The 23,521-nt window shown below is 53.3% G+C and carries 26 protein-coding genes and 2 tRNA genes; 7 read left to right on the top strand and 21 right to left on the bottom strand.

The genetic code is table 11. The annotated features are described in order from the left end of the window. Positions 1 to 13: 13 nt before the first annotated feature. The 7 genes from J7M22_08355 to cas6 form a co-directional block, all read right to left on the bottom strand. On the bottom strand, positions 14 to 871 hold the full coding sequence (locus J7M22_08355) for a DUF86 domain-containing protein (protein ID MCD6506622.1): 858 nt from the start codon (positions 869 to 871) through the stop codon (positions 14 to 16). Between the two features lie 62 nt (positions 872 to 933). After that, positions 934 to 1,137, bottom strand: coding sequence for a hypothetical protein (locus J7M22_08350; GenBank protein ID MCD6506621.1), 204 nt, complete (start codon positions 1,135 to 1,137; stop codon positions 934 to 936). 155 nt (positions 1,138 to 1,292) lie between these two features. Beyond that, on the bottom strand, positions 1,293 to 1,706 hold the full coding sequence (locus J7M22_08345) for a DUF86 domain-containing protein (protein MCD6506620.1): 414 nt from the start codon (positions 1,704 to 1,706) through the stop codon (positions 1,293 to 1,295). Next, positions 1,699 to 2,136, bottom strand: coding sequence for a nucleotidyltransferase domain-containing protein (locus J7M22_08340; protein ID MCD6506619.1), 438 nt, complete (start codon positions 2,134 to 2,136; stop codon positions 1,699 to 1,701). Before J7M22_08340 ends, J7M22_08345 begins: the two co-directional genes overlap by 8 nt. A gap of 18 nt (positions 2,137 to 2,154) precedes the next feature. Next, complete coding sequence (locus J7M22_08335) at positions 2,155 to 2,445, bottom strand: hypothetical protein (protein ID MCD6506618.1); 291 nt, start codon at positions 2,443 to 2,445, stop codon at positions 2,155 to 2,157. Positions 2,446 to 2,447: 2 nt separating this feature from the next. Further along, positions 2,448 to 3,122 (bottom strand): hypothetical protein, encoded by a 675-nt coding sequence (locus J7M22_08330; protein MCD6506617.1) that lies wholly within the window; start codon positions 3,120 to 3,122, stop codon positions 2,448 to 2,450. A gap of 6 nt (positions 3,123 to 3,128) precedes the next feature. Next, entirely contained in the window at positions 3,129 to 3,869 is a 741-nt protein-coding gene (cas6, locus tag J7M22_08325; GenBank protein ID MCD6506616.1) for a CRISPR-associated endoribonuclease Cas6, read from the bottom strand. A 116-nt stretch (positions 3,870 to 3,985) separates the two neighbouring features. On the opposite strand from cas6, the gene J7M22_08320 reads away from it, so the two are divergent. Further along, on the top strand, positions 3,986 to 6,184 hold the full coding sequence (locus J7M22_08320; protein MCD6506615.1) for a hypothetical protein: 2,199 nt from the start codon (positions 3,986 to 3,988) through the stop codon (positions 6,182 to 6,184). 5 nt (positions 6,185 to 6,189) lie between these two features. Here J7M22_08320 and J7M22_08315 read toward each other — a convergent pair whose 3' ends face one another. After that, complete coding sequence (locus J7M22_08315) at positions 6,190 to 7,410, bottom strand: hypothetical protein (protein ID MCD6506614.1); 1,221 nt, start codon at positions 7,408 to 7,410, stop codon at positions 6,190 to 6,192. A gap of 201 nt (positions 7,411 to 7,611) precedes the next feature. Here J7M22_08315 and J7M22_08310 point away from each other — a divergent pair, with 201 nt between their 5' ends. Beyond that, on the top strand, positions 7,612 to 8,001 hold the full coding sequence (locus J7M22_08310; GenBank protein MCD6506613.1) for a hypothetical protein: 390 nt from the start codon (positions 7,612 to 7,614) through the stop codon (positions 7,999 to 8,001). Here J7M22_08310 and rtcA read toward each other — a convergent pair. The 5 genes from rtcA to J7M22_08285 form a co-directional block, all read right to left on the bottom strand. Beyond that, positions 7,991 to 9,022: an RNA 3'-phosphate cyclase gene (gene rtcA, locus J7M22_08305; protein MCD6506612.1), complete on the bottom strand. Its 1,032-nt coding sequence runs from the start codon at positions 9,020 to 9,022 to the stop codon at positions 7,991 to 7,993. The two genes, J7M22_08310 and rtcA, sit on opposite strands and share 11 nt — an antisense overlap. Before the next feature lie 8 nt (positions 9,023 to 9,030). Further along, on the bottom strand, positions 9,031 to 9,579 hold the full coding sequence (locus J7M22_08300) for an LOG family protein (protein MCD6506611.1): 549 nt from the start codon (positions 9,577 to 9,579) through the stop codon (positions 9,031 to 9,033). Beyond that, complete coding sequence (locus J7M22_08295; protein ID MCD6506610.1) at positions 9,572 to 9,886, bottom strand: hypothetical protein; 315 nt, start codon at positions 9,884 to 9,886, stop codon at positions 9,572 to 9,574. Before J7M22_08295 ends, J7M22_08300 begins: the two co-directional genes overlap by 8 nt. A gap of 42 nt (positions 9,887 to 9,928) precedes the next feature. Further along, positions 9,929 to 10,003, bottom strand: a tRNA-Val gene (locus tag J7M22_08290). A gap of 7 nt (positions 10,004 to 10,010) precedes the next feature. Continuing rightward, a tRNA-Ile gene (locus J7M22_08285) sits at positions 10,011 to 10,085 on the bottom strand. Between the two features lie 390 nt (positions 10,086 to 10,475). On the opposite strand from J7M22_08285, the gene J7M22_08280 reads away from it, so the two are divergent. The 3 genes from J7M22_08280 to alr are packed head-to-tail and all read left to right on the top strand — an operon-like array spanning position 10,476 to position 13,373. Beyond that, on the top strand, positions 10,476 to 11,975 hold the full coding sequence (locus tag J7M22_08280; protein ID MCD6506609.1) for a radical SAM protein: 1,500 nt from the start codon (positions 10,476 to 10,478) through the stop codon (positions 11,973 to 11,975). Beyond that, entirely contained in the window at positions 11,972 to 12,265 is a 294-nt protein-coding gene (locus J7M22_08275) for a hypothetical protein (protein ID MCD6506608.1), read from the top strand. The genes J7M22_08280 and J7M22_08275 overlap by 4 nt, the downstream gene beginning before the upstream one ends. Further along, positions 12,246 to 13,373 (top strand): alanine racemase, encoded by a 1,128-nt coding sequence (alr, locus tag J7M22_08270; GenBank protein ID MCD6506607.1) that lies wholly within the window; start codon positions 12,246 to 12,248, stop codon positions 13,371 to 13,373. Before J7M22_08275 ends, alr begins: the two co-directional genes overlap by 20 nt. Here alr and J7M22_08265 read toward each other — a convergent pair. The 7 genes from J7M22_08265 to J7M22_08235 all read right to left on the bottom strand — a co-directional run bounded on the left by J7M22_08265 (position 13,333) and on the right by J7M22_08235 (position 19,433). Then, entirely contained in the window at positions 13,333 to 14,406 is a 1,074-nt protein-coding gene (locus tag J7M22_08265; protein ID MCD6506606.1) for a response regulator, read from the bottom strand. The genes alr and J7M22_08265 overlap by 41 nt on opposite strands. Before the next feature lie 91 nt (positions 14,407 to 14,497). Beyond that, positions 14,498 to 15,928 carry a glycosyltransferase family 39 protein gene (locus J7M22_08260; protein MCD6506605.1) on the bottom strand — a complete coding sequence of 477 codons (1,431 nt, stop codon included), beginning with the start codon at positions 15,926 to 15,928 and terminating at the stop codon, positions 14,498 to 14,500. Then, the gene (gene smpB, locus J7M22_08255; protein MCD6506604.1) at positions 15,925 to 16,377 is read right to left on the bottom strand and encodes an SsrA-binding protein SmpB; all 453 of its coding nucleotides are present in this window, start codon (positions 16,375 to 16,377) and stop codon (positions 15,925 to 15,927) included. Before smpB ends, J7M22_08260 begins: the two co-directional genes overlap by 4 nt. 15 nt (positions 16,378 to 16,392) lie before the next feature. Then, positions 16,393 to 16,767, bottom strand: coding sequence for a nucleotidyltransferase domain-containing protein (locus J7M22_08250; protein MCD6506603.1), 375 nt, complete (start codon positions 16,765 to 16,767; stop codon positions 16,393 to 16,395). After that, the gene (locus tag J7M22_08245; GenBank protein MCD6506602.1) at positions 16,724 to 17,113 is read right to left on the bottom strand and encodes a HEPN domain-containing protein; all 390 of its coding nucleotides are present in this window, start codon (positions 17,111 to 17,113) and stop codon (positions 16,724 to 16,726) included. Before J7M22_08245 ends, J7M22_08250 begins: the two co-directional genes overlap by 44 nt. After that, positions 17,113 to 18,621: a hypothetical protein gene (locus J7M22_08240; GenBank protein MCD6506601.1), complete on the bottom strand. Its 1,509-nt coding sequence runs from the start codon at positions 18,619 to 18,621 to the stop codon at positions 17,113 to 17,115. Before J7M22_08240 ends, J7M22_08245 begins: the two co-directional genes overlap by 1 nt. A gap of 2 nt (positions 18,622 to 18,623) precedes the next feature. Next, complete coding sequence (locus J7M22_08235) at positions 18,624 to 19,433, bottom strand: sugar phosphate isomerase/epimerase (GenBank protein MCD6506600.1); 810 nt, start codon at positions 19,431 to 19,433, stop codon at positions 18,624 to 18,626. A gap of 173 nt (positions 19,434 to 19,606) precedes the next feature. On the opposite strand from J7M22_08235, the gene J7M22_08230 reads away from it, so the two are divergent. Then, complete coding sequence (locus J7M22_08230; GenBank protein MCD6506599.1) at positions 19,607 to 21,553, top strand: aconitate hydratase; 1,947 nt, start codon at positions 19,607 to 19,609, stop codon at positions 21,551 to 21,553. Next, positions 21,550 to 22,542 (top strand): polysaccharide biosynthesis/export family protein, encoded by a 993-nt coding sequence (locus J7M22_08225; GenBank protein ID MCD6506598.1) that lies wholly within the window; start codon positions 21,550 to 21,552, stop codon positions 22,540 to 22,542. Before J7M22_08230 ends, J7M22_08225 begins: the two co-directional genes overlap by 4 nt. Here J7M22_08225 and J7M22_08220 read toward each other — a convergent pair. After that, the gene (locus tag J7M22_08220) at positions 22,458 to 23,474 is read right to left on the bottom strand and encodes a hypothetical protein (protein MCD6506597.1); all 1,017 of its coding nucleotides are present in this window, start codon (positions 23,472 to 23,474) and stop codon (positions 22,458 to 22,460) included. The two genes, J7M22_08225 and J7M22_08220, sit on opposite strands and share 85 nt — an antisense overlap. Positions 23,475 to 23,521 lie beyond the last annotated feature (47 nt).

The raw sequence follows: 23,521 nt of genomic DNA, 5'->3' as shown, positions 1-23,521 counted from the left end.
GGTGATACCTCCTTCAACACATCCCTTGATCTCGCAGGTAAGAGGTTATCTCATAAATGAAATCGCCGATATCGGTGAGATGGCGTCTAACATGCCGATATAGCTCCTCTGGAGTAACAAGGGGATAGCGATGAACCAAAATATTGCGGAAACGAACCGGTTCCCCCATTCGCCGAGCAAGCGATGACGATAAGACTCCATGTATTGCCAGACGGACGAATACGTCCGGATAACTGATCGGCGTGCCCCACCCCATCCGGGCGATGATATGTCTCCCCATATCAGTCGCTGCCTCGGCGGCTATACGAAGCCTGCTCTGGGCTACGTCTATGTTATCTTCATTGGCGAGAAACGCCTCCTCGTCCAGTTGTGCCAACCGCTCAAGTCGGCGATGCGCTTGCTGAACGAAAGAAAGCTGGGTGAGCAGAACATTTCGATCGAGCATCACCCCACTCATACCCAGGATACCCTCGACCATCTCGTCGTGAAATCGCTTCAACCATCCCGAGAAATCCAGCCATTCGCCGACGATTCGCTCCTCGAAGGTGATGCGGAACAGCTCATCAGCACAATAAAGCACTTCCCCCTTCGAGATGACCTGCCATTGCAGTAAAAGGGGAGCGCGCTGAAGGAGGACCAGATCTAGCTCCTTCGGTGCTATGACCTTTTCAATCTCCTCCGAGAGCCTCGACCACCGTTCCAGCCAATCATCACCCGGCTCATCGGAGAACACCACGGCGATATCAACATCGCTTAGCCGATCATCGAATCCCTGCGCTGACGATCCGAAGAGGTAACAAACCGCTACCCCGTGTTTCTGACAGATCTCGGATAACGCCGACTTTAACTTCGCAAGTTCATCTGTTCCCATCAATAGACCTCCTCAAGGTATCACCTCTCGTCCAAGAACACTCGCAGATGCTCTACGATCTTCTACACCTGTCGTTCGATTTTATTCACCAGGATGACGGCGAAAGGTTTCGCCCATCTTTGAGCTTCCAACGTCACATCCTCAAGCATCGGGATAAGATCATTAGAATGCAGCATCACCTCCCGAGGACGGCTCAGATGGAGGGAACGGGAGAGGCTTCTGAGCTTGCCGCCGATCTTCTGCAATTTCTCAGAAAGGGCCTTCATGGCTCAGCACACCTCCCTCTCCAACCAGCGTTCTATCTTCCCGGGCTGCACGCCCTAACCCCATCCACCTTAAGGCGGTCAATGGTTTCCACCACTACCGCTGGTCTTTCGCCCAACATGGAGATCGGGATTCTTCCCATTTTTGTTTCCCCCCCTCAAATGCTATCCTTCTGAGTGAGATAAGGGACGACTTCCCGGACGAAAGCGCTGAAATCGTCTATTCTGTCCAGCAGGCTATACAGCCTTTGTACATCGACACGGATGTATTCGTGCACAAGAATGTTACGCAGACCGACCATCCCCAGCAGGATATCAGCGAGGGAATCATCAATGTATCCTGCCTGTTGGAGTAATTCAATGCATTCACTATATGAAGAGGGAGCGCCTAAGTTGTCCCGGCTAATAAGGTAACAGCTCACGTCGATCACAATCTGAATCGCCTCCAGTAAGCCATATCGCAGTGCCCATTCAAGATGGCGGTCCTTGCTCACATCCTCTTCACGGTGAATCTCCCGAAAACGGCGCAACTGGAGGATGTTCTCCTCGAGTCTTTGGAGACGCTCAAGCATGGCTTCTCTCCCCAAATCTGTTATTTCTCAGCCTTTCCATAAACGCCCTGCTCACCATATCCCGTAAATATGCCGTATCCAGGTATCTCAAGATAGCCCTGGTTTTAAAGCTCACATATGCCGATGGATCTTTGCACGTGATGATTTCCCCCGATGAGATGGCCTGATATGCTATATCGGGATTTCTGGCCGGAAGGTCGTTTAAAACCAGAGCATCGACGCTTCTACCGGTGATCCGCTCCAATTCTGCTATCAACCGCCCCAAGGTCAAGAGGTCAACCGGTCGGGAGAGATAAATGCCTATATCAACATCGCTGAGCGGGGTTTGTCTTCCCCTGGCAAAGGAGCCGAAGAGGAGAGCAAACTCGACGAAATCCTGAGCTTCCAGGACGTCTTTGATCTCCTCAATGATTGTTCGTCGTTTCGGCATGATGTTTACCTCAGCTTCTTAATCATTCCGTTGGCAGCTCGGCTCAACCCCCGCATCCTCCTCCGTTAAGATGTCGGTGATCCCATCGATGGGGATAAACTCTGCCTCAAGCTGTTCAGGAGCGGAGTAGTGAACCTCAAACTCCGTCCTGAGCCTGGAGACGCAGCCTCTCATCGGCTCTTTGGAATCGTCGGTGTGGATCACCGCCACACGCCCGATCCCAAATCCCCTCCTCCTAAGCTCATCCAGCACCAGCGTCACCACCTGAGGTTGAATGCCCAAGGTGGCGATGAGGGATTCGCCCGTCATCCTCACGTCTCCTCCGGATCCTTCAAAAGCTCCATCACCTCTGTTTCATCCCCTAGGCGGATGAGAACCTCGTAGTTACCCGATCCAACTCTCTCCTCCAACTGCTTTATGACGTTCTTGATCCTCCTAAGATCGTCGTGGGGTCCTGAGATATAAAACGGCTTGCCGTCTTTCCCGAACTCCACCTCCACCCTCTCGATCTTATCCGGCTCTTCGAGGATGTGCTTTGAGAGCTTGAAATCCCTATGCGGCTTAAATCCGAGCCTTTCGGCGTATTCTATGCCGCCGTAGATGATGGAATGAGCCAGTGGGATGGGACATTCAACCGGTTCGTCCGCCGAATAAGCCCTGGGCTTCACCTCCCTTTCATAGGTTAGAAGGGAGACATCCGCGTTACAGAAGGTATCCTTCAAGCCGAGGCAGAATATGTCCACGAGATATAAACCGAAGACGATCCTGCCATCGAGCTGTCTGCGCGAAAGCAGTATGCTGGCTATGCCCTGTTCCCGCCATGAGGAGTTTATCAGGCACTCATGTATCGGATACTCGCGGGCGTTGAGGATCATCTTCGTCTTGGAGATATCCGGAAATATCCCCTGTTTCCTCTTCCTCCTCATTTTATCCTTCCGTCTCTTTTTCATCAGCTTCTTCTGTCGCCTCGCCTCACTCCTGGCCATTTCTCATCACCTCCTTAAATCGACGACAATCATGCCGAATCCCTGGCCGTCTCTCTCCCCCAATCCGGCCTCATAGGCGAGCTTTATGAGGGTGAGATCGCCTTTCAGCTTCAGTCGCATCTCATATCCCCGCACATTTGTCCCGCTGACGTTGAAGAGCTTAGATTTATAAGGCTCGCACGGTTCGATCTCGACTTCACCTTCCGGTTCCTCACCGAAAAGGGCCTTGTATTTCCTGACCAGATTTTCGGTCAATACCCTTCGGAAGTCAGGATCATCAGGGTTGAGGAAGACCTTGCCGAACTTATCCCTGCTCCTCTGACCCGTTGAGGCGACTATGGGGGAAAGCGTCCTGAAGTTCATCTCCTCTGAAAACTCCGGCGCGGGCATCACCTCAACTCGGGCGAGGTCACACCTTGCCCTTCCTAGCTTGACCTGCCCCTCCATCAACATCCCGGCGGCGAACGCCTCAACGATCCCGGGGATCGGGGAGGAGAAAAACCAGTTGACCTCGCCCCACATGATGAGTCCGTCAGATCGCCTCTTCTTGTGCCTCGGATAAAGCAGGGAGAAGGTGAACAGCTTATACCGCTTTCCCTCCGATTGAAATCCCTCCTCATGGGCGAACCTCGCCACCTCTGGATCTCCCCTCATCATCACCTCGTAGAACATGCCCTTCAGGTAATCCAGGTAGTTCCAGGGGAGAAAGATCCGGCCGCTGAAGTTAAAAACCACCTTCAATCGCATGGCTTTGACCCCTTACCATCAAATGTTGACTTAGAACTTCGATCGCCGTATCATTATCTCAGCTTCGAAGAAGTTATATCATAATTCCATATCCATGGGAAGAGGGGTGAGCTGATGTGAGGTGTCTTCGTCCCTCATGCCTGGTGATCCTCATTTTGACAGCATTCGCCGCCTGGGGGGAGGTTCAGGAACCCTTCCTGGAACTGAGCAAGGGAAGGCTTCTCAAAGTCGTCTTCTCACCCGATAACTCCTACATCGCCGTAAGCACCACGATGGGTATATGGCTGTACGATCCCGAGACCCTTCAGGAGAAGGATTTTATCGAGGCGAAGGGGGTTGGCCGGACGTTCGATATCAGCCCCGACGGAAGCCTGATCGCCCTAGCCGAGGATGGAAGGGTGAGGTTCTGGGACGTTAGGCAGAACAAGGAGCTCAGGACGTTGGATCTGGGCGAGTTCTCGGTCAACGCCATCTCATACAGCCCCGACGGGGAACACATCGCCCTCTCTAACTACAAGGATAACACCGTATCCATATGGAACGTCAAAACGGGGGAGAAGGAGATCGATCTGCCGCCCTTTCTCAAGTCGGTGAGCTGTGTACTCTTCAGCCCCGATGGGAGATTCCTCGCCACATCCGGTCTGGGGGACATCGTGCGCGTGTGGAACGCGAGGAGCGGAAACCTGGTCTGGAGGTTTAAGGTTGAGCAGAGAGTTCTGGTCGGCGGAGGCATATCCTTCTATTTCCCGCCGATCTCGTTCAGCCCCGACGGGAAGCTTCTGGCGATCGGCGATTGGTCGGGCAAGATCATCCTATGTGACCTCGAAACCGGCAGGGTGATCCACTCCTGGAAGGCCTCCAACGGCGGGATCCTCCTTTTAAAGTTCCTACCCGACGGCCGCTCCATCATATGCAGCGACGTAACGGAGCTCAAGATATGGGATCTGAGGACGTATCAGCCGGTTAAAACCATAGGCATGGATAAATCCGGCGACGTCTCATTCAGCCCTGATGGGAGAAAGGTCGCCATAAGGAAAGAGGATGTCGTGCTGATAGGGGATGCCAGGACGTGGGAGATAAGGGGCAGGATCGAGGGCTTCATCACATGGACCTCATATCTCGCCATCAGCCCGGACGATAAGATCCTCGCCACAAGTCGCAACGGAGGGCTGCTCTGGGATCTGGGAACCGGAAGGCTGTTGAGGAGATTCGGAAATAGCTGGGAGATATACGCCCTCGCCTTCACCCCCGACGGCGAACGGCTGATAGGGGCGGGCCAGGGAAGGGTGAGGATCTGGGACGCCGAGACGATGCAGGAGCTGCTCCATGGTGATGTGATCCACAAGGGCCATCTTATGAGCGCAAGCAGGATCAAGCTCAGTCCCGACGGCAAGCTTCTCCTTCTCATAAACACGTGGAGTGGTGTGATAAAAGTGCTCAGGTTGGGGGATCTGGAGGAGATCGGAACGTGGGATTATAAAACCTATGATGCCGCCATCAGCCCGGATGGCAGATTGCTCGCCGCCGGAATGGGCGGTGTGATCGGCGAACAGCAGACGGTCCTGATCTGGGATATCGCCACAGGGAAGAGGATAGCCAGGCTTGAAAGGGGATGGGAGGTCGAACTGATAAAGGGGATCGAATTCGGCTCGTACGGGAGATCCCTAGCATCAGCCTCCAAGATGAGCGTGGTGGTGTGGGATCTGAGGAGCGGGGAGATCGTGAAGATCCTCGAGAGCCCCGTCGCGGATTTCATCGGCAGCTCGCTTATAAGCTACCCTGATGGGGATTTCCTGATACTGGAGCGATACAAAGGGGATACGCTGAGGGTGTGGAAGGTGATGGAGGAGAGGGTGATAGCCAAACTGAGGATAGGCGACGTGAGAACGGGCGTTATCGCCTTCAGCCCCGATAGACAGCTCCTCGCCGTGAGCACCCCTAAGGGGACGATTCTCGTGTGGAGGATTCCCAAAGCGTGGGAGGTCGATCCGAAGGGGAAGCTGATCACACGCTGGGGCGGTCTTAAGAGCTGGCTGGGACAGAACTTCCCCAATCCCGCCAATCCCGAGACGTGGATACCCTTCTCCATATCTGAGGACGGCAGGGTGATCGTCGAGATATACGACCTATCGGGCGGCCTTGTGAGAAGGCTGGATCTGGGATACCTGAGGGCCGGAGCCTATCTGACCAAAGGTAAGGCGGCATATTGGGATGGAAGGGATGAGAGGGGGGAAAGGGTGGCCTCAGGGGTATACTTCTATTCGATCAGAACCCCCTCCTATTTCGACGTTCGTAAGCTCGTCATCATGAGGTGAGAGATCTATATGGTCAGCACGATCTTAAAGGAGTTGGTGCCGGGGATAAGCGCCATACGCAGGAAGAGGAGATGATCGCCTAAGAGGGAGACCTGCCCGACGTTCGTCTCCTTCACCTTCAACCCTCTGAAATCGCCCCATACGGCGAGGGCATAGGGGATTTTTCCGTCCGATTTCACCTCAATGAGCATCACGAGTTTCTCCCTCTCCCTGCCGGTCGAGAATCTCAGCAGCTCCGGCATCCTCCTGCATAGGAAATCGGTGTGAGAACGGTTGTATGGGGTCGTGTAATCTCTGATCTCAACGGGGGTGATCTCGTCCCCTTCAAATCTCATCCTACAGGAGGAGTCGTGATAGAACAGGATCTTCCTTAGCTCACGCTCCTCCTCGGCCAGCAGGTAGATCGTGGAGGCCATCTCCGGGTTAAGCTGAGGACCCGATGCGATCTTCGGTAGAGTGACGAAATCGACGCCTCTATCCTTAAGCTCTCTCAGGAAGATCTCCAGGTCCTCGGCATAATCGGTTGCGATCTCACCGTATTCCTCGATATCCAGCTCATGGATGAAAGGCATGAAGGCGTTCCATCCAGCGCTTTTGATGTGCTGATCGAGGGCCCATAAACATTGGGAGAGCGGGTCACCCGGCAGCCTTCTCCGGATCAGATCGTTGAGCCGGACGGAGGACCTCGGCAATCCTAAGAGCGGTTTTGAAGAGGGGGGATACGTCGATACGGGGGAGTCCTCCGAGATGAGGAACGGGCCGAACGGCGCGGGGCCATCCCTTTCCGAGAGATGATCGTATCCCCATAGACCTATAAAGCCCGTTTCCCTGAGGGCGAAGAGCAGCTCGGCGTTCTTCAAACCTGCTCCGGCGACCGTAACCTCGGCCCACGGCATCTCCTCTTGAAGTCTCCCTCGCCCCTCGGCAAGCAGCTTCGGCAGGATCTCCCTCAGCCTGACCGACTCCTCGGCGACCGATCTCGGATCAAGCGGGTTGACGTTCGGGTCCATGATCGGTTCGAGGTCGATCATCATGATCACGTCATCGCCGAACCTGTCATGCCATCGGTTGATATCCAGGGCTATCAGCCTGGGAAATTGAGCATACAGCGCCCATGTCATGGGTATTCCGTGAAGGTGAAAGGCTCTGGCGATCTTCCTGACAATCGTGATGGCGGACTGTGGGATATCGGACGGTATAACGATCAGGGGGCTATACGTTACCATGGTCACCTCCATCTCCCAAGATTATACTATAACCCGCCCCTCAACGTCAGGATAATAGCTCTGAAACAGAAATTCCCCAGCTTTCTGCGGAGGCATGGAGAAAGATTTTCAGACGATGAGAGAGAATGAGCTGGTCGACAACTCCATTCCGATTTGATATAATTTCACCAAGATCTCCAAGCGATGAGGTGAAGAGCTGAGGTGAAAAGGCTTTTAAAACCTCGTGAGGTTTCAAATCTGGTCGGTATAGAGGAAAGGGAGATATTGCGCGTTATAACGCGGGATGATCCTGAGGTAACCCCATATCTCATAGACCTCGGAGAGGAGAGATTGATCGATCTGGCGGGGCTACCGATTATCCTTAAAAAGCTCGCTTACAACATGCCCACGACCGAGATAATCGAGAATTTGGCCTGTCAGATCCTGCATCTTGAGCTTTTCTCTCAGGAGAGGGAGGAACTTAAACGGGAGAACGAGAGGCTGAAAGCCGAGATAAAGAGGCTAAAAGCCAAGCTATCCAGAAGTGATGAGAAGGCATCTCCAAGGAGATTCAGACTTAGATTTGGTGGATTCTGGAAGTTCAAGCGATAACCTTTATCCTCCCCGGCTCTCCGAGTTTCCCCCTGACTTCGAATCTCACATCGGTGAGTCGTTCGACCAGCCATATGTTGGTCATAAGATGTCGGGTTATCGATGATGTGGTGATGGCCGATCCTTCGCCCGCCAGAGCCATGAGAGGTATCATCTGATCGGACAAATGGGGATCGAAAGCGGATCTTGACCTCAGGAAGATCAGTAATTCCTCCGCTGCCTCTTCTCCGACCTTCTCGGCCGGTTTCCCTTTCTCACCCAGGGACGAGAACCCGGCGATGCTGTTCTCGAACTCCGCGACGAGAAAGACGGCTGTCCCCGGCCCCTTGGATCGCACAGAGACCGTTTCAATTTCCACGTCTGAGATTCCATTTAGCTTTCTCACGGCGGCTTTTCTCTGCCTTTCAGCGATTGAGATCGGAAGTCTCGCGCAGGCCGAGAATCCTCTGATCCTGGTAAGCGCTCCCCTATCCAAGATCGAAACAGGTGTGAGCTTTGAGGGATGTATAATGGCTTTTATCTCGCCGCCGCCCTTAGGATAAAACCCCCATTTTAAAATCTCGATGTTCAACCTAAGCCCAAACCTCAAGGCGATAGGTGAAAAGACCTGTTGAAGGTAATGAGCCGGGGGACTCCAGGGCACGTGTGTTCCCCCTCGGATGATCACCTCGCTTCTCCCACCTGAAAGGGCAAGTGGTAGATATATAGCCTGGAGGACAAGTGAGACAGATCCAGCGCTGGGTCGTTTCCGTGCGACATCAAACAGGTATACCCCAGGTTTGGTTTCGCCGGGGATAAAAGTGAGCTCCTTTGATCCGATTTCCGCCCCATCGACCTTAGCTCCGCATATCTCCGCGGCGGCCTCGACGCAGGTGAGATGTTGAGGGGCTAGCCCCGGGTTCCTCCTCTTCGCTCTGATCTTTTCTATCCTTATCCCTACACCCAAAAGGCTTGATAGTGCCAGGGCGGTGCGCAATATCTGGCCTCCGCCTTCTCCGAAAGAGCCGTCTATCGTGATGATTCCGTCCTTCATTTCGATTTCCCCTTGAGACCTTCGGTGATAATCCTGACCGCCTCCTGTGGGGAATCGGCGAAGCTAAGCAGGTCGAGATGTGAAGGTGTAAGCTGCATCTGTCCTTCGATCGCCTGTATCACCTTTCGCCACGCTTCACCCATAAGGACGATCGGTTTGCGTGGGATCTTGCCGATATACTCTAGGCACCAGAGCAGGAAGAACTCGGAGAACGTCCCCACGCTTCCCCTCAAAATTATGAAGCCATCGCCGAGCTCTATCAGCCTCCGGATGCGCTCCAGGTACGTTCCGACGTAGATCACCTCATCAACCCATGGGTTCGGCCTTTCAGCATCCAGGAAGGAGGTTATCACCCCTATCGTCTTACCACCCGCCTCTTTTGCCCCTCTGCTTGAGGCTTCCATCGTCCCCCCGAAACCCCCGTTACACAGCGTGAACCCCGCCATTGCGATCAAACGGCCTATCTGATATGCCTTTTCCCATTCATTTCCCCCCTCCTCAACCGCCGATCCACCGAAAAGTGTTATCACGCCCTTCCTAACCATCGATCCTCTCCGATTTGAGTATGATCTCCCCTGGCAGAGCCAGTCCGAGCTCAACCTCAACTGCCTTCGCCAATGCCACCGGGAAGGCACATGAGGGATGTTTGAGCTTCGAGTGACATTCGAGATTAAGCGGAGGTCTTCGCGCCCAGATGTCATCGATGCTTATCCTCTCGACCATCCCTTGAAGCGACTGTATGGAATCACATTCGCTTTCTATCGAGATCTTCACCTCAAACTCACCGATCCTCTGAGCGGTGATGGTGGTGTTGAAGTTACAGTTGTCCATCTTCAGATGCACCAGCGTCATTGGGGTTTAACCTCCTTAGCGGGAGGGAAATGAGGTGAGAAATGGTGGGGCGTACAGGGTTCGAACCTGTGACTTCTACCGTGTGAAGGTAGCGCTCTTCCGCTGAGCTAACGCCCCATAAGAGTGGTGGGCCCACGAGGATTCGAACCTCGGACCACCCGGTTATGAGCCGGAGGCTCTGCCACTGAGCTATGGGCCCTCCTGAGAACGTAATAATTATACAAAACCGCTTTCGGATAAGTCAAGTCCCCGAATCCGGCAATCCGGCAGGCACAAGGAGGAACGGCGAATGGCGAGTAGCGAGTGGTGATTCTCCCCATTCGCTGCTCGCCATTCGCTACTCGCTACAATTACAGCGCCGGCAAAAGGCGTTGAAACCCCCTAACCCTGTGTTTTTTTGTTGACAAAAGCTTAAATTGATGTTAACATTAATCGCAGGGAAACTTCCGAATCCTGATTTATAAGGAGAAGAGCGATGGAAAGCACTGTCAAAAGCGCGGAAGCTCGGGAACGGAAGGTGCCGCCTCACGTGATCCACCAACCTGAAACCACCTACTCAGGAGCGAAGATTACGCCGCCCCAGTTTGACCTGCCCAAGCGCACCGTGTCAATATGTCCCGAATGCAGGAGGCTGTTGCCCGCCCTAGTGTTCGAGGAGGACGGAAAGGTGATGATGGAGAAGGAATGCCCTGAACACGGGAAGTTCAAGGACGTGGTTTGGTCCGACGTCGAGTTCTACCTCAATGTGAAGAATTGGTTCTTCGGGGATGGAAGGGGGTTTTCCAACCCTCAGGTGACGAGTCCGGGGGCGTGTCCTTTAAGCTGCGGGATATGCAGCCTTCACACCAGCAACACCGCTTTAGCCAACATCGATCTGACGAATAGGTGCAATCTCAGATGTCCCATCTGCTTCGCCAACGCCGCCGTTACAGGGTATTTGTATGAGCCCTCCTATGAGCAAGTCGTCGAGATGATGAGGATGCTTAGGGAGAGAAGGCCAGTTCCCGTGGCATGTGTTCAGTTTTCAGGGGGCGAGCCGACGATACATCCCGATTTCCTCAGAATACTGGAGACGGCCAGGGATATGGGCTTTTCGGCCGTCCAGGTAGCCACAAATGGGATAAAGCTGGCCGATCTGGAATTCGCTCAGAAATCGAGAGAGGCCGGGCTGCACTCCCTGTATCTGCAGTTCGACGGCCTCGACGATGACGTGTATATCAAAACGAGAGGGAGGAGATTACTAGAGACTAAGCTAAAGGTTATCGAAAACGCCCGTAAAACGGGCATGAAGGTGGTTCTGGTTCCAACGGTCGTTAACACCATCAACGACGACAAGCTCGGCGAGATGGTCCGATTCGCCATTGAAAACGTCGATGTCATAAGTGGCGTAAGCTTCCAGCCGGTTGCATTCACAGGTAGAATAGATAGGGAGGAGCGGGCTAAGCTCCGCTTCACGTTACCAGATTTGGCCAAGAGGATAGAGGAACAGACAGGGTTCATTAAGGCGAAGGATTGGGTTCCGCTTTGTGCTGTGACACCGATTTCCAGGGTTATGGCCGCTATAGCCGGCCATGAGGTGACGATGTACTCATGCCACCCGATCTGTTCGCTAGCGACGTATCTCTTCGTGGATGATGAAGGCAACGCCGTTCAGGTGAGCGATTTCATCGACCTTAAAGGGCTATTGACGGAGATGGACCACCTCGCGGATAAGATCGCAAACTCCAGGTTCAACTTCAAGCTGCTCTCAGGTGTTCGGGCGCTGAATGTGCTGCGTAAATACTTTAAGAAGGAGAAAGCCCCCAAAGGGCTCACCTTTAGAAAATTCCTCGCCACGATAGACGAGCTGACCAGCAACAAATACGATCGGAACCCGAACGAGGTCGGCAAACACAGCTACAAAAGCATTATGATCGGCGGCATGCATTTCATGGACGCCTATAACTACGACGTCGAAAGGGTCAGAAGATGTGTCATCCACTATGCCGCTCCGGACGGAAAGATGTACCCCTTCTGCGCCTATAACTCCGGACCTGTATTTCGCGAGGTGATAGAGAGGAAGTTCTCTGTTCCATATAGGGGTGAATGAAGATAAAGGTCCTTACGGGGATAATCGCTTTAATTATCATGGCGGGGGTGGTGGGATGGAGAAAGGATGCCCTCTTCTCCCCGCCACAGGAGGTTTTATCCATCCTTGAGCTCCGTCCCGAGCGGAATGAGATCTATCCCGGCGATGTCATCTTCATATCAGCGGTCATAGAGCATAAGGGGTTCATCCGGCCAAACCGGCCAACCGAGTGGATAGGGAATGGATGCTCGCCGACGCCACCATCGACAACGTCAGAGGTGAGGTGCTGTGATGGATGGATGTTGGGTTGAGGTGAATTTGGAAAACATCGGACGAAACTTGGAGCTGGTAAGATCGATAACCGGCGGGTCAAAGGTCATAGCCGTGGTCAAGGCCAACGCTTACGGCCATGGCCTTATCCCCGTAGCCCGGTATCTGCAGGGGAAGGCTGATATGCTCGCCGTCGCCAGATTGGAGGAGGCGATAAGGCTGAGGGAAGCAGGCATAAGAGCTCCGATACTTAACCTCTTCCCCGTTCTCCCGGATGAGGTCGAGCCCGTGGTGGATTATAACATAACCCAGACGGTCGGCGATCTGAACCTTGCCCTATCCCTGGCGCGATGCGCTAAAGATAGAGGAAAAAAGGTTAAGATCCACCTGGAGATCGATACCGGTATGATGCGCACGGGTGTGTGGTATTCGGATGCGATAGATATGGCCTCCAGACTGACGAAGATACAAAACGTAGAGGTGGAGGGGGTGTACACCCATTTTTCATCTGCCGACGATCCCGATCCGGAGTTCACTTTCATACAGCTTAACAGGTTTCAGGAGGTATTAAAAGGTTTGAAGGAGCGAGGAATATGCCCACCGATCGTTCACGCCGCCAACAGCGCCGCCATAATGGCTCTCCCGAGACGAACGAGCTTTACGGCTGTGAGACCAGGATTGATATTATACGGTGTCCCGCCGAGTTCTCACCTGGAGGACAAACTTGATCTGAAACCTGCACTGACATGGAAAACGAGAGTGATAGACCTGAAACGGATTGAGGCATATCAGCCGGTAGGATACGGTCGTGCCTATAAGACCTTGCGATCATCCCTGATAGCGACACTTCGGGTCGGATACGGAGACGGATACAAATGGCACCTTTCCAACTGTGGCAAGGTTCTGATCAGGAGCAAAGAGGCGCCCATTATCGGGCGGATCTGTATGGATACGATGATGTGCGATGTGACGGATATACCGGGTGTGAAGATAGGAGATGAAGCGATCCTGATCGGGAAAGATAACAGCAAAGAGATATCCCCGAACTATCTCGCCAAACTCGCCGGCACTATTCCGTATGATATCCTATCGGGGATAGGCGAAAGGATCAAGAGGATTTACGAATATACCCTTTATCGCAAAGCCTGAGAAAGAGATCGGTTATATTCGGATCGAATTGAGTTCCGGAGTTCCTTTTAATCTCCTCGATGGCCTCCCTATGCGATAGAGGGGAGGATCTATAGGGACGTAGGGATGTCATGGCATCATATGAATCGGCGACGGCCAATATCCTCGCTCCAAGTGGAATCCCATTTCCTTTAAGTCCGTGCGGATATCCCTTCCCGTCGAATCTCTCATGGTGATGCAGTATGATATCAAGCGTCTCCTCCTTGGCCCTTCCGTTTTCGTTCATCGTTATCTCATCTAGAGAGCCTTTGAACTCGAAGAGAGGACGTAGTATATGATAGGATCTGACGGGATGGGTCTTTATGATCTCATACTCCTCCGGCGTAAGGGGATCGGCTTTGTGGAGGATCTCATCTATCGGAATTCCTATCTTTCCTATATCATGGAGCTGCCCGGCCAGATCAAGCTGAACTATTTGCTCCTCGCTCAATCCCATCTCCTCTCCTATCACGCGGGATATCTCGGCGACCCTTTTGGAGTGGCCCCTTGTGTATTTGTCCCTCTCCTCGATCGCCCTGACGAGGGAGGTTATAGCTCTGAAAAAAAGCTCGCGGACATGTTTCGTCCTCTGTTGGATCATATCCTCAAGGTAACGCTGATATCTCAGGTTTTCCAGTATTAAATTTCTTCGTTCCAAAGCGCGTTCAATGGTAAGCATCAGACGCTCTTGTTTAAACGGTTTGGTGATATAGTCATAAGCCCCTGATTTAAGCGACTCGACGGCGGTTTCGACCTCCGCCACAGCTGATATAACTATAGAAGCTATATGAGGTCTTATCTTAGCGGCTTCTCTGATCAGTTCGGTTCCGGAAATACCGGGCATTCGTATATCGGTGATGAGGAGATCGAACTCCTCCTTCCTCAGGATATCGAGCGCCTCTTCCCCTCCTGAGGCCTGTGAGCATTTGTATCCCTCCATGGATAGGATAAGGTGCAGATAATCCCTGATGTTCCTCTCATCGTCCACGATCAGGATCTTGGCTTTGTGCTTCATCTGATCTCCTCCCCGGGACAGGGAAGCTTGCATGATGTTTATCGGATATTTCTCGGTTCGACTTAAGCGTTTTACCTATATCATCTTCAACTCAGGGAGCGCTATGACGGGAGACGAGGAAGACCGTTATACTTCTATCCGACGCTCTGGAATAGACTGGAAACCGCCTTATAAATCTCCCTTCCTCGGCGATGTGATCCCTGAGCCGATGATCCGGATCGATCACGTTCATGTTCGATTCGTCCAAGATAAACCAAATCCTCCTTCTATTTCGAAAATAACGTTCGCCCTCGGCCATCTGCCGTCCACCGCTTATGCGGATCGATGATCCATCAGTTTGCGAAAAGCTCTTGTCGAATGTGAAGGCGTCGATCTTGACGAAATTCGCCTCAGGCAGATAGCACCGCGCTAACGCCGGGATGGTCGAGACAACCAAGTCATCCGACTTCATCCTCTCCCCGACCAGACGAAAGGCCTCCCTCCACATCGGTCGGCCTCCGTTTTCCCTCGTGAAATACAGGTAGTCCCATCCTATCATCTCCGATCCCAATACCGCCACAAGCAGAAGAACGATTATCCTCCGATCCGGAATCCGGCACGCACGAGCGGCCAGGATCAGATAGGCGGGAACGGTGAAGAAGAGGTAATATCCGGCGACGTTCTGAAAGAGGGAACCTAAAACGAAAAAGGCCAGCGGTACGATCGACCAACAGGCCAGAAGTAAGGTCGGCCTGGAGGGCGATCTTTTGAGGATGAGATCATCGCTCAGGACGAAGATCGCGGCCACTGCCACCGGAACGGTCACACCCCACGCCAAGGTCATAGCCACATAGATCGGGCTCCTGGCCCATATGTTGTGACCCCACCCTGAGGTTATAAATCCGAAAACCCTGGGATGCAGGGCAGCAAAGGTTACCAGGAGGATCGGTGAGATGAAGATCAGTATGTTTCTACGTCTGTAACCCCCCGGCCTTTCAGCTCGAAGGATCTTTATCGAGATCAGATAGGCCAGAAAGCCGAGGACCAGGACGCCTGAAAGCAGATGCGACCCGATCAGCATGAGGATGAAAAACATAGAACTTAAAAGATAGGACAGACTATCCCTCTCAAATGCCAGGTAGAACAGCCCTGAGGAGAGAAGGCTCCACAGCAGCACCAGCGAATACGACCGGGCGTTCTGTGACCAGAAGATATGCCAGGGCAGCAGGGCCAAAAGAAGGGCCGAGATCAGACCGGTCTTCTTGTCGTAGAGGCGTGAGGCGATCAGATATATCACCGGAACGGAGAGAACTCCGATGAGGGCGAAGCCGAACCTCGCGCCCCACTCATCCCGTCCGAGGAGCGCCGTGGTGAGCTTCACCAGGGCATACGGAAGGGGATTTATCCTGAGGAGGTGGGGGAAGTTCTGCGCGTCCAGAAAGGTAAGGGCCTCATCGGCCCAGAAGCTCCACCTCCCCAATCTCCAGAACCTCAGGAGAGCTGCCAGGATAATTATCACAGTCAATCCGAGCCGGTATATCATCTCCGGGGCTGCATCCTCGCCTCGCGTATCCGTCTTTGATCCTCCGCCCGTTTTATCGCCTCCCGTTTATCGTATTGCGATTTCCCCCTGGCAAGGGCCAGCTCCACCTTGACCAGCCCCCTCTCGTTGAAATACATCCTTAACGGCACGAGGGTGTAGCCGGGCTGTCTGCTCAACCCGGCCAGCCTCTTTATCTCCCTCTTGTGCATCAATAGCTTGCGCGGACGAGTGGGGTCGTGGTTCAACCTCGATCCGGCATCATACGGTGCTATGTAAACATCGTGAAGGAACATCTCACCGTCCTCGACGGTGGCGTATGCCCCCTTCAGACTTACCTTTCCCTGACGGAGCGACTTGACCTCCGTTCCCTTAAGCTCTATTCCGGCCTCGAAGGTGTCCAGTATGTGGTAATCATGTCTCGCCCTTCTGTTGACCGTTATGTTTTTCATCTTCTCAACCCTTTCTCAGGGCGATCGGCGGTCTCTCACGTATATCCAGACGATCTCCCGCATCACCGTTTGATAAAATTGCCCCTTATTTTGCAGCGATTGCCATTCATCACGTGTATAGACGAACAGGTCTACCGGTACGGGCAGCCCGTTTGTATCCCATACCGCAGCCCGTCTTTCGAAAGGTAACCGAGAAGCCCTCACAATTATGATTACATCTAAATCACTTCCCACCCCCCAATCGCCCCGCGCATAGGAACCGAAGTAACCGATGCGATCTATCTCCTTGTAGCACCGGACGATTTCCTGTGCCCATTGACATATAGATTTATGCACCAGCCGGCTGTCAGGCCATCTGAGCACGGACGAATTCAATGATCTCACGGGCATACCGGATCGCCTCCCCGCTTTGTAAAGGTCCGTAGTGTTGAAATGGCGCTCCTTCCGGATGACTGTTAGGGTATCGTGCCGGGATGTAATAGTTATCAAGGACATGGGCTTGTTCTATTAATCTCTGTGGAACGGTAATTTCCTCCGGCAATTCAGAAAGCAATCTTGCGATTACATGTCCCCATGCTTCCTGACCACGATGAAGATGTAGAGCTTTTACAGCTTTCTCCGCCGCTTGTTGTGCGGCAAAGCAGGCCCATTCGTGGCGTCCGGCACGCCGGGAATCCTCTGCCTGTTCTAGATCTCTCACCGCTTGATTGAACCAGTCACGAGAGCGATCTGGCATCAGGGTTCACCCCTTCTCAGAACGGTCAGCGATCTGGGCGGTAGAATCGCCCTGAGCGAACGGGATGAGAAACGCATGTCCGCCGTAGCGGTCATGGGAAGGATCAGGGCGAGCTCTGAGCCGCCTATCCTATCCCCGGTCAGGGCGATCTCGACCTCTTCGTCGTTGAAGTTCTCAATCGCCACATACTCCTCCCCGAAGAGATACAGCGCCACCCTGCTGGGGGAATCGAATCCGAGCGAGAAGGGTCTCAGCATGAGATCACGTATCGCCTTTAAATCCTCGCGTCCCAGATCCAACAGGGATCTCGGCTCGCCCCTGACGTTGAGGATCACCACGTTATCCCCCTTCAGATCCATCCCTTTAAGCTCGCGGGCAAGACCATCCGTCAACATCAGGGGTTTGCCCGAATCGATCATGGATGAGAGCTTATCGTTCAGATCCTCATCCTTCAGGGCGTGATATGAGAGGAAGAGGGCGTCGGACGATTCGGGATCTATCCTGGCGGTCGGGATGAGAGGCAGCCCGAGCATACCGATGAAATCGAAGACATAAGGCTCGCCGTCTGGATCGCTGTTAGGGGGTTTAGGGGCGGCGATTCCCAGGATCGATCTGCCTCGGACGATACGGGCGAGATCGTAGAGATAGGGTATCTCCTCCCTCAGATGTTGGACGTTCGCCGGACCGGTATCCCTCTGCAGGGCTCCATAGCAGAAGAGCAAAACCTCCCTGGCGCCGGCTAGAACCGTCTGCCGGGCCTGCTCCAGGTAGGTCGGAGGGTTGGTTCCAAACGGATCGAACCATCCGCCTCCCGTCTTTTCACCTCCGATCTCGCCCAGCCATCTCATGATGTAATATGCCTCATACTGTGCTTTTCTCCCCCATCTCTCGTTGTCCGGATCTCTGGTCTCAGTTCCCACCCAGATGTAATCGAACTCCTCCGTCTCCCTCACCACGTCATATCCTCGGTTGTGGAAGTTATCGTACCACTGTGGATATTTTATTATGATCCTGGCTTTGGGATTGACCGATTTGGCAGGGCCGATTATCCTCTCCCTGGATATTCGGGTCATAAGTTCGCATCTATATTGAACCCAGGATCGATCTCCTTTGGCTGCCTGACACTCCTGACACTGGCAGTCGGTGAAGAGGAAGTCATCTATCATTATCAGGTCGAACATCGATGCGGTGTATTCGAAGATCCTCTGTAGTTTCTCCTGTGTCTCCCTATCGGTATAGCATGCGATTATGTTCCAGCCCGTGGATCTTTTGCCTACGTTGGTGGTGGTGACACATCCGGCCACCTCAAATCCGGCCTCCTTGAATCGGTCCCTCGCCCTCTCCAGGTTTTTTCTCTCCGCCGTGTATCCGTCTCTGAAGGACTCTATGTACACCTTGGTCACGGCCGTGCGGCGGCACCAGTCGATGGCATTCTCTATTCCCTCTTCGCTTGAAAGATGATCCCTCACGTTCTGGGCGGTGAAGAGGGTGGAGAAAGTAAGGTCCATCCCTATCCTCCTATTTGACTCAGGTATTCCCTGAGCTTGCGGGCATATTGCGGCAGCGCCACCTCAGGATCTGGCAGCTCCGGATGCCACGCCTTCTCCCACTCGACCGAGAGGTACCCGTCATAGCCGCTCCCCTTTAACAGGCGAAGTATCTTTAAGGTCGGCACCTTCCCCTCGCCCAGCATCGTGTAGGTGGTGAAATCGCCGTCCTTGACGTGCACGTGAAAGACCTTTCCGCTGAGATATCTCATGGTATCCTCGGGGGATTCGCCGTTTTTGACGGGATGGTGGATATCCCAAAGCGCCCCGACCATCGGGTGATCGACTTTATCCAGGACGGCGGCGAGATGTTCCCCCGTGCTGAAGCTGTCGTGTGTCTCGATCACCACCTTAACGCCCACGCTCTCGGCGTATTCGCCCAACTCCCTTAATGACTCGGCTATGTAATTCTCACACTTCTCCCTTTCAACACCATCGGGTATCTGACCGCCGAAGACCCTGATGCATAGGGCGTTGAAGGATTTGGCGATATCCATGTGTGCCTTAGCCGAGATGAGGTTGGCCCTTCTCTCGTCCGGATCCGAGGAGCTGAACCTCGATGATGCGGATATGCATGCTACGGATATGCCATGTGATTCGAGCAGTCTTCGGGTCTCCGCCACCCCTTCTGTCAGCTCAGGTACCCTCGTCAGATCGAACTGTCTGAGGATCCCCCTTATCTCTATTCCCTCATAGCCGTATTCTTTAGCCCTTCTGACGATCATTTCCAGATCCCAGTCGGGACATCCTAACGTGCTGAAGGAAAGCTTCATATTAATCCTCCGATTTGATCTCGATCTTCGGATTAATTTTACCTGTTGCCTGCCTTATCAGTCAATAGGACGAAGGTTCTCTTCAGATACAACCGGCTTGACAGGGAAAACGATCAAAGTTATACTCAAGCTTGAGGGAACCTTTATCCTTACCGACGTCGGAGGAAAATGAGTTGGCTTTGACCTTAACGGAGAAGATAATCGGCGATCACCTTGTCTCAGGGAGGATGTCCCCTGGGGAGGAGATCGGCATAAGGATAGACCAAACCCTAACCCAGGATGCCACCGGAACGATGGCCTATCTTCAGTTTGAGACGCTGGGCATCGATAGGGTTAAAACAATGCTCTCCGTCAGCTATGTCGATCATAATACGCTTCAAATCGGATTCGAGAACGCCGATGATCATAGATTTCTCCAGTCGGTGGCAGCGAAACATGGGATATACTTCTCACGGCCGGGAAATGGGATATGCCATCAAGTTCATCTTGAACGGTTCGCCGTTCCAGGGCAGACCCTGTTGGGCTCCGACAGCCATACCCCTACTGCTGGCGGGATAGGAATGTTAGGGATAGGTGCGGGGGGATTAGACGTAGCGGTAGCGATGGCGGGCGAGCCGTTCTACATGACTATGCCCGAGGTGATAGGGGTTAAACTGGTGGGGAAGCTCCCGCCTTGGGTCTCAGCCAAAGATATTATACTGGAGCTTCTGCGAAGGCTGACGGTCAAAGGTGGACTTGGAAAGGTGATGGAGTATTTCGGAGATGGCGTTAAACACCTTTCAGTCCCCGAAAGGGCAACCATAACTAACATGGGTGCAGAGCTGGGCGCTACAAGCTCCATTTTCCCCAGTGACGAGATAACATGGGAGTTTCTGAGATGGCAGAAACGGGAAAGGGATTGGCGCAGGCTCGAAGCCGATCATGGTGCGGAGTATGCCGAGGTGATAGAGGTAAATCTAGGAGAGCTCGAACCGCTGATCGCCTGTCCCCATAGTCCCGATAAGGTCAGGAAGGTCAAGGATGTGGAAGGATTGAAAGTCGATCAAGTAGCGATCGGCAGTTGCACCAACTCATCGTTGAAGGACATGATGACCGTCGCGGCGATCCTCCGCGGCAGAAAAGTTCATCCGGATGTCAGCCTGGTTATATCGCCCGGATCGAGACAGGTTCTGGAGGAGCTAGCTCGAAATGGAGCCTTAGCCGACATGATAGCCGCTGGGGCGAGGGTGTTGGAGTGCGCCTGTGGCCCATGCATCGGTATGGGGCAGGCACCACCCTCCGGTGGGGTGTCGGTGAGAACGTTTAACCGAAACTTCGAGGGCCGGAGCGGCACGAAGGATGCACAGGTTTATCTGGCCAGTCCTGAAACGGCAGCCGCGACGGCCATAGCCGGCGTGATAACCGATCCCAGAGAGCTGGGAAAACCGATAACCGTCTCACTGCCCGTTTCGATCCGCATAGACGATAGCATGATCATCCCGCCCGCGAGAGATCCCCAAAAGGTTCATGTAATTCGTGGACCGAACATAAAGCCGGTACCGACCGGAAAGCCAATGCCCAAACACCTCTCATGTATCGTGTTGCTGAAAGTCGGAGACAACATCACCACAGATCATATCATGCCAGCCGGTGCAAGGATACTACCCCTCAGGTCGAATATCCCTGCTATCTCAGACTTCGTCTTCGAAAGGATTGATCCGACTTTCCCCAATAGGGCAAGGGAATTGCCCGAAGGGACTTTTGCTGCCGTCGTAGCGGAGCATAATTACGGTCAGGGCTCCAGCAGAGAACACGCCGCCCTCGCACCGATGTATCTCGGAGTGAAACTCGTCATTGCCAAATCCTTCGCCCGAATCCACAGGGACAACCTCATAAACTTCGGCATCCTCCCCTTAACCTTCATCGATGAGGACGACTATAGGAAGATCGATAAGCTGGATAGGATCGAGATCGAGTCCCTCGAGCTTCAACTTAGATCAGGAAATGATATCGCGGCGCTGAACAGGACGAAGGGATATGAGATAAAGTTGAGGCATGATCTCTCCGATAGGGAGCTTGAAGTGCTCCTTTCGGGGGGGAAGCTCAACTATGTCAGGAAGAGATTAAAAGGACAGGTATGATCCGGCGATTCCTGAACATAATCTCCTCCATCTCGCTCGTTCTGATTCCTCTCCTCTCTCCGGCGGCGCTGTTTGAGATCAAAGGCGTGAGCACACTGAAAGGCGAAACGCTTAAGGCGTCGCTGGAGGAGGGGAGGGAATGGAAGATGATCCTGTTTCTAGGCGCAAAACCTCGGTACACCTGGAGAGTCGATCCAAAAGGAGCAAGCCTCACGTTGGATATCTACTCGCTGCACGTCGGGTCCAAGGAGGTGGGATTCATACCGATCGGCTCCAAAAGGTTGAAGCTCATAAAAGCCACGGTGGTGAGCACTAGACCGATCAAAGCTAGGATCACGCTGAAATTCAATTCCCCCATCGATCCCGCTGCTGTGAGGGTCGAAAACACCCTCAACTCCATCATACTTTATCTGATCTCCTCTCCGCCGCCCAAATTGAAGTCAGTCTTCAAACGGATGTCCAAGGAAGAGATCAAACACCGAAGCGAGATCAAAGCTCGAAAACCGGTATCCCCTATGAAACCGACCGAATATACGATCGGACCCGGCGACCTGATCGAGGTAAAGACGGTATGGGATGACGGTGACTCGGAAAGCGAGGAGTTCATCGTAGATGGTGAGGGACAAATCATCCATCCGCTGCTCGGTGAGGTGAAAGTCGGTGGACAAACCACCCGACAGATAAAACAGCTCCTGCAGGAGGCGTTAAAAAAGTATCTCAGAAACTACAGGATCGAGGTGTCGGTTAAAGAATATAGGAGCAAGAAGGTGTTGGTGGTAGGTGAGGTGAGGAGGGAAGGAGAAATCCCTTGGAAAGGACCAATCCGACTTAAGGAGCTTCTGCAAAAGGCCGGCGGATGGGGTCCAAAGGGAGATATATCAAAGGTGGAGCTTTATCCGCCCGGTCACTCAAAACCCCTGATAGTTGACCTGAAAAAGGACAACCCGTTCGTGCCGCCAGGCAGCGTCGTGAACGTTCCTCCAAGATGAGATCCTATCCGATCCAGCCATCCTTTCATCCATGTGAACTTGCGCCGGCACGATTCATAGGAGTTAAAACCCAGTCTATCGAGCAGCCAGAACCGCTTGGCCTTAGTCGGATCGTCCATGCAGTATAGGGAAATCAGTGTGAAAAGAGGCCATACCGCCTCGGCATAGAGTCCCTCCTCCGTCATCATCAGGGTTCCCCTCTCCCAATATCTTCTCTTCAACGGAGAGAGATAGAAGTGAGAGACCTCTTCCTGTATGTCGAATATCGCCATCGTTTCATCGAGTGCCCTGAGCACCTCTGCTTTCGACATCCCCGACGATCCGAGCGTTTCCAATCCAAGCCCGTGTATCTCATCATCTCCCATCCTATATGCCGCTTCCCTGAGGAAGAGGAAAAGCCTTCTATGGGTTAAGGGCATATCCAGGAGTATAAGCGGCACCTCTCCCGCCCTGAAGAGGGCACCTCTGAAGGTCCAAAGCGGTATCCTCCCCTCCCTCTCGAAATCCCTCTGCGCCCTCATCGTCACCTCCAAAGCCTCCTCGAACATTTTGCGCGCCCTTGCAGCTATATATCTTCGTTCCCCGTATCTTCTGCCGATTCTCTCCTTGAGCTCGCTCAACATTCCGGTGGGGTCATATATGATCCTGCCGCGCAGGATATCTGAAGGCAGGACAGGGTGGGAGAGGACCTGTTCCTCGTCGAGGAAGTTCCTGAGACTGGTGAACGTCACCTCAATCGGTACCCCATCCCGTTCGACGAGAAAGCCGGGAACGGGTTCGCCATCGAGGATCACCCTGACGTCAACGTCCGTCTCCCTCGGCTCCGCCTCATACACGGTTGAGCCACATACGAAAGCGGCGACGACGGGATAGGTGCGGGCTAGGACCAATATCTCCGACTTCGCCGCTTCGATGTAGATCTCCCGGTTCATGACGTCCACAATCCCCAGGATTCCAAACTACCTGAAACTCATCCTTA

The organism is Candidatus Poribacteria bacterium (assembly GCA_021162805.1).
GTDB lineage: Bacteria > Poribacteria > WGA-4E > B28-G17 > B28-G17 > JAGGXZ01.
Note: the sequence above shows the minus strand (reverse complement) of the source record. Positions and strands in the feature narration are given on the sequence as shown.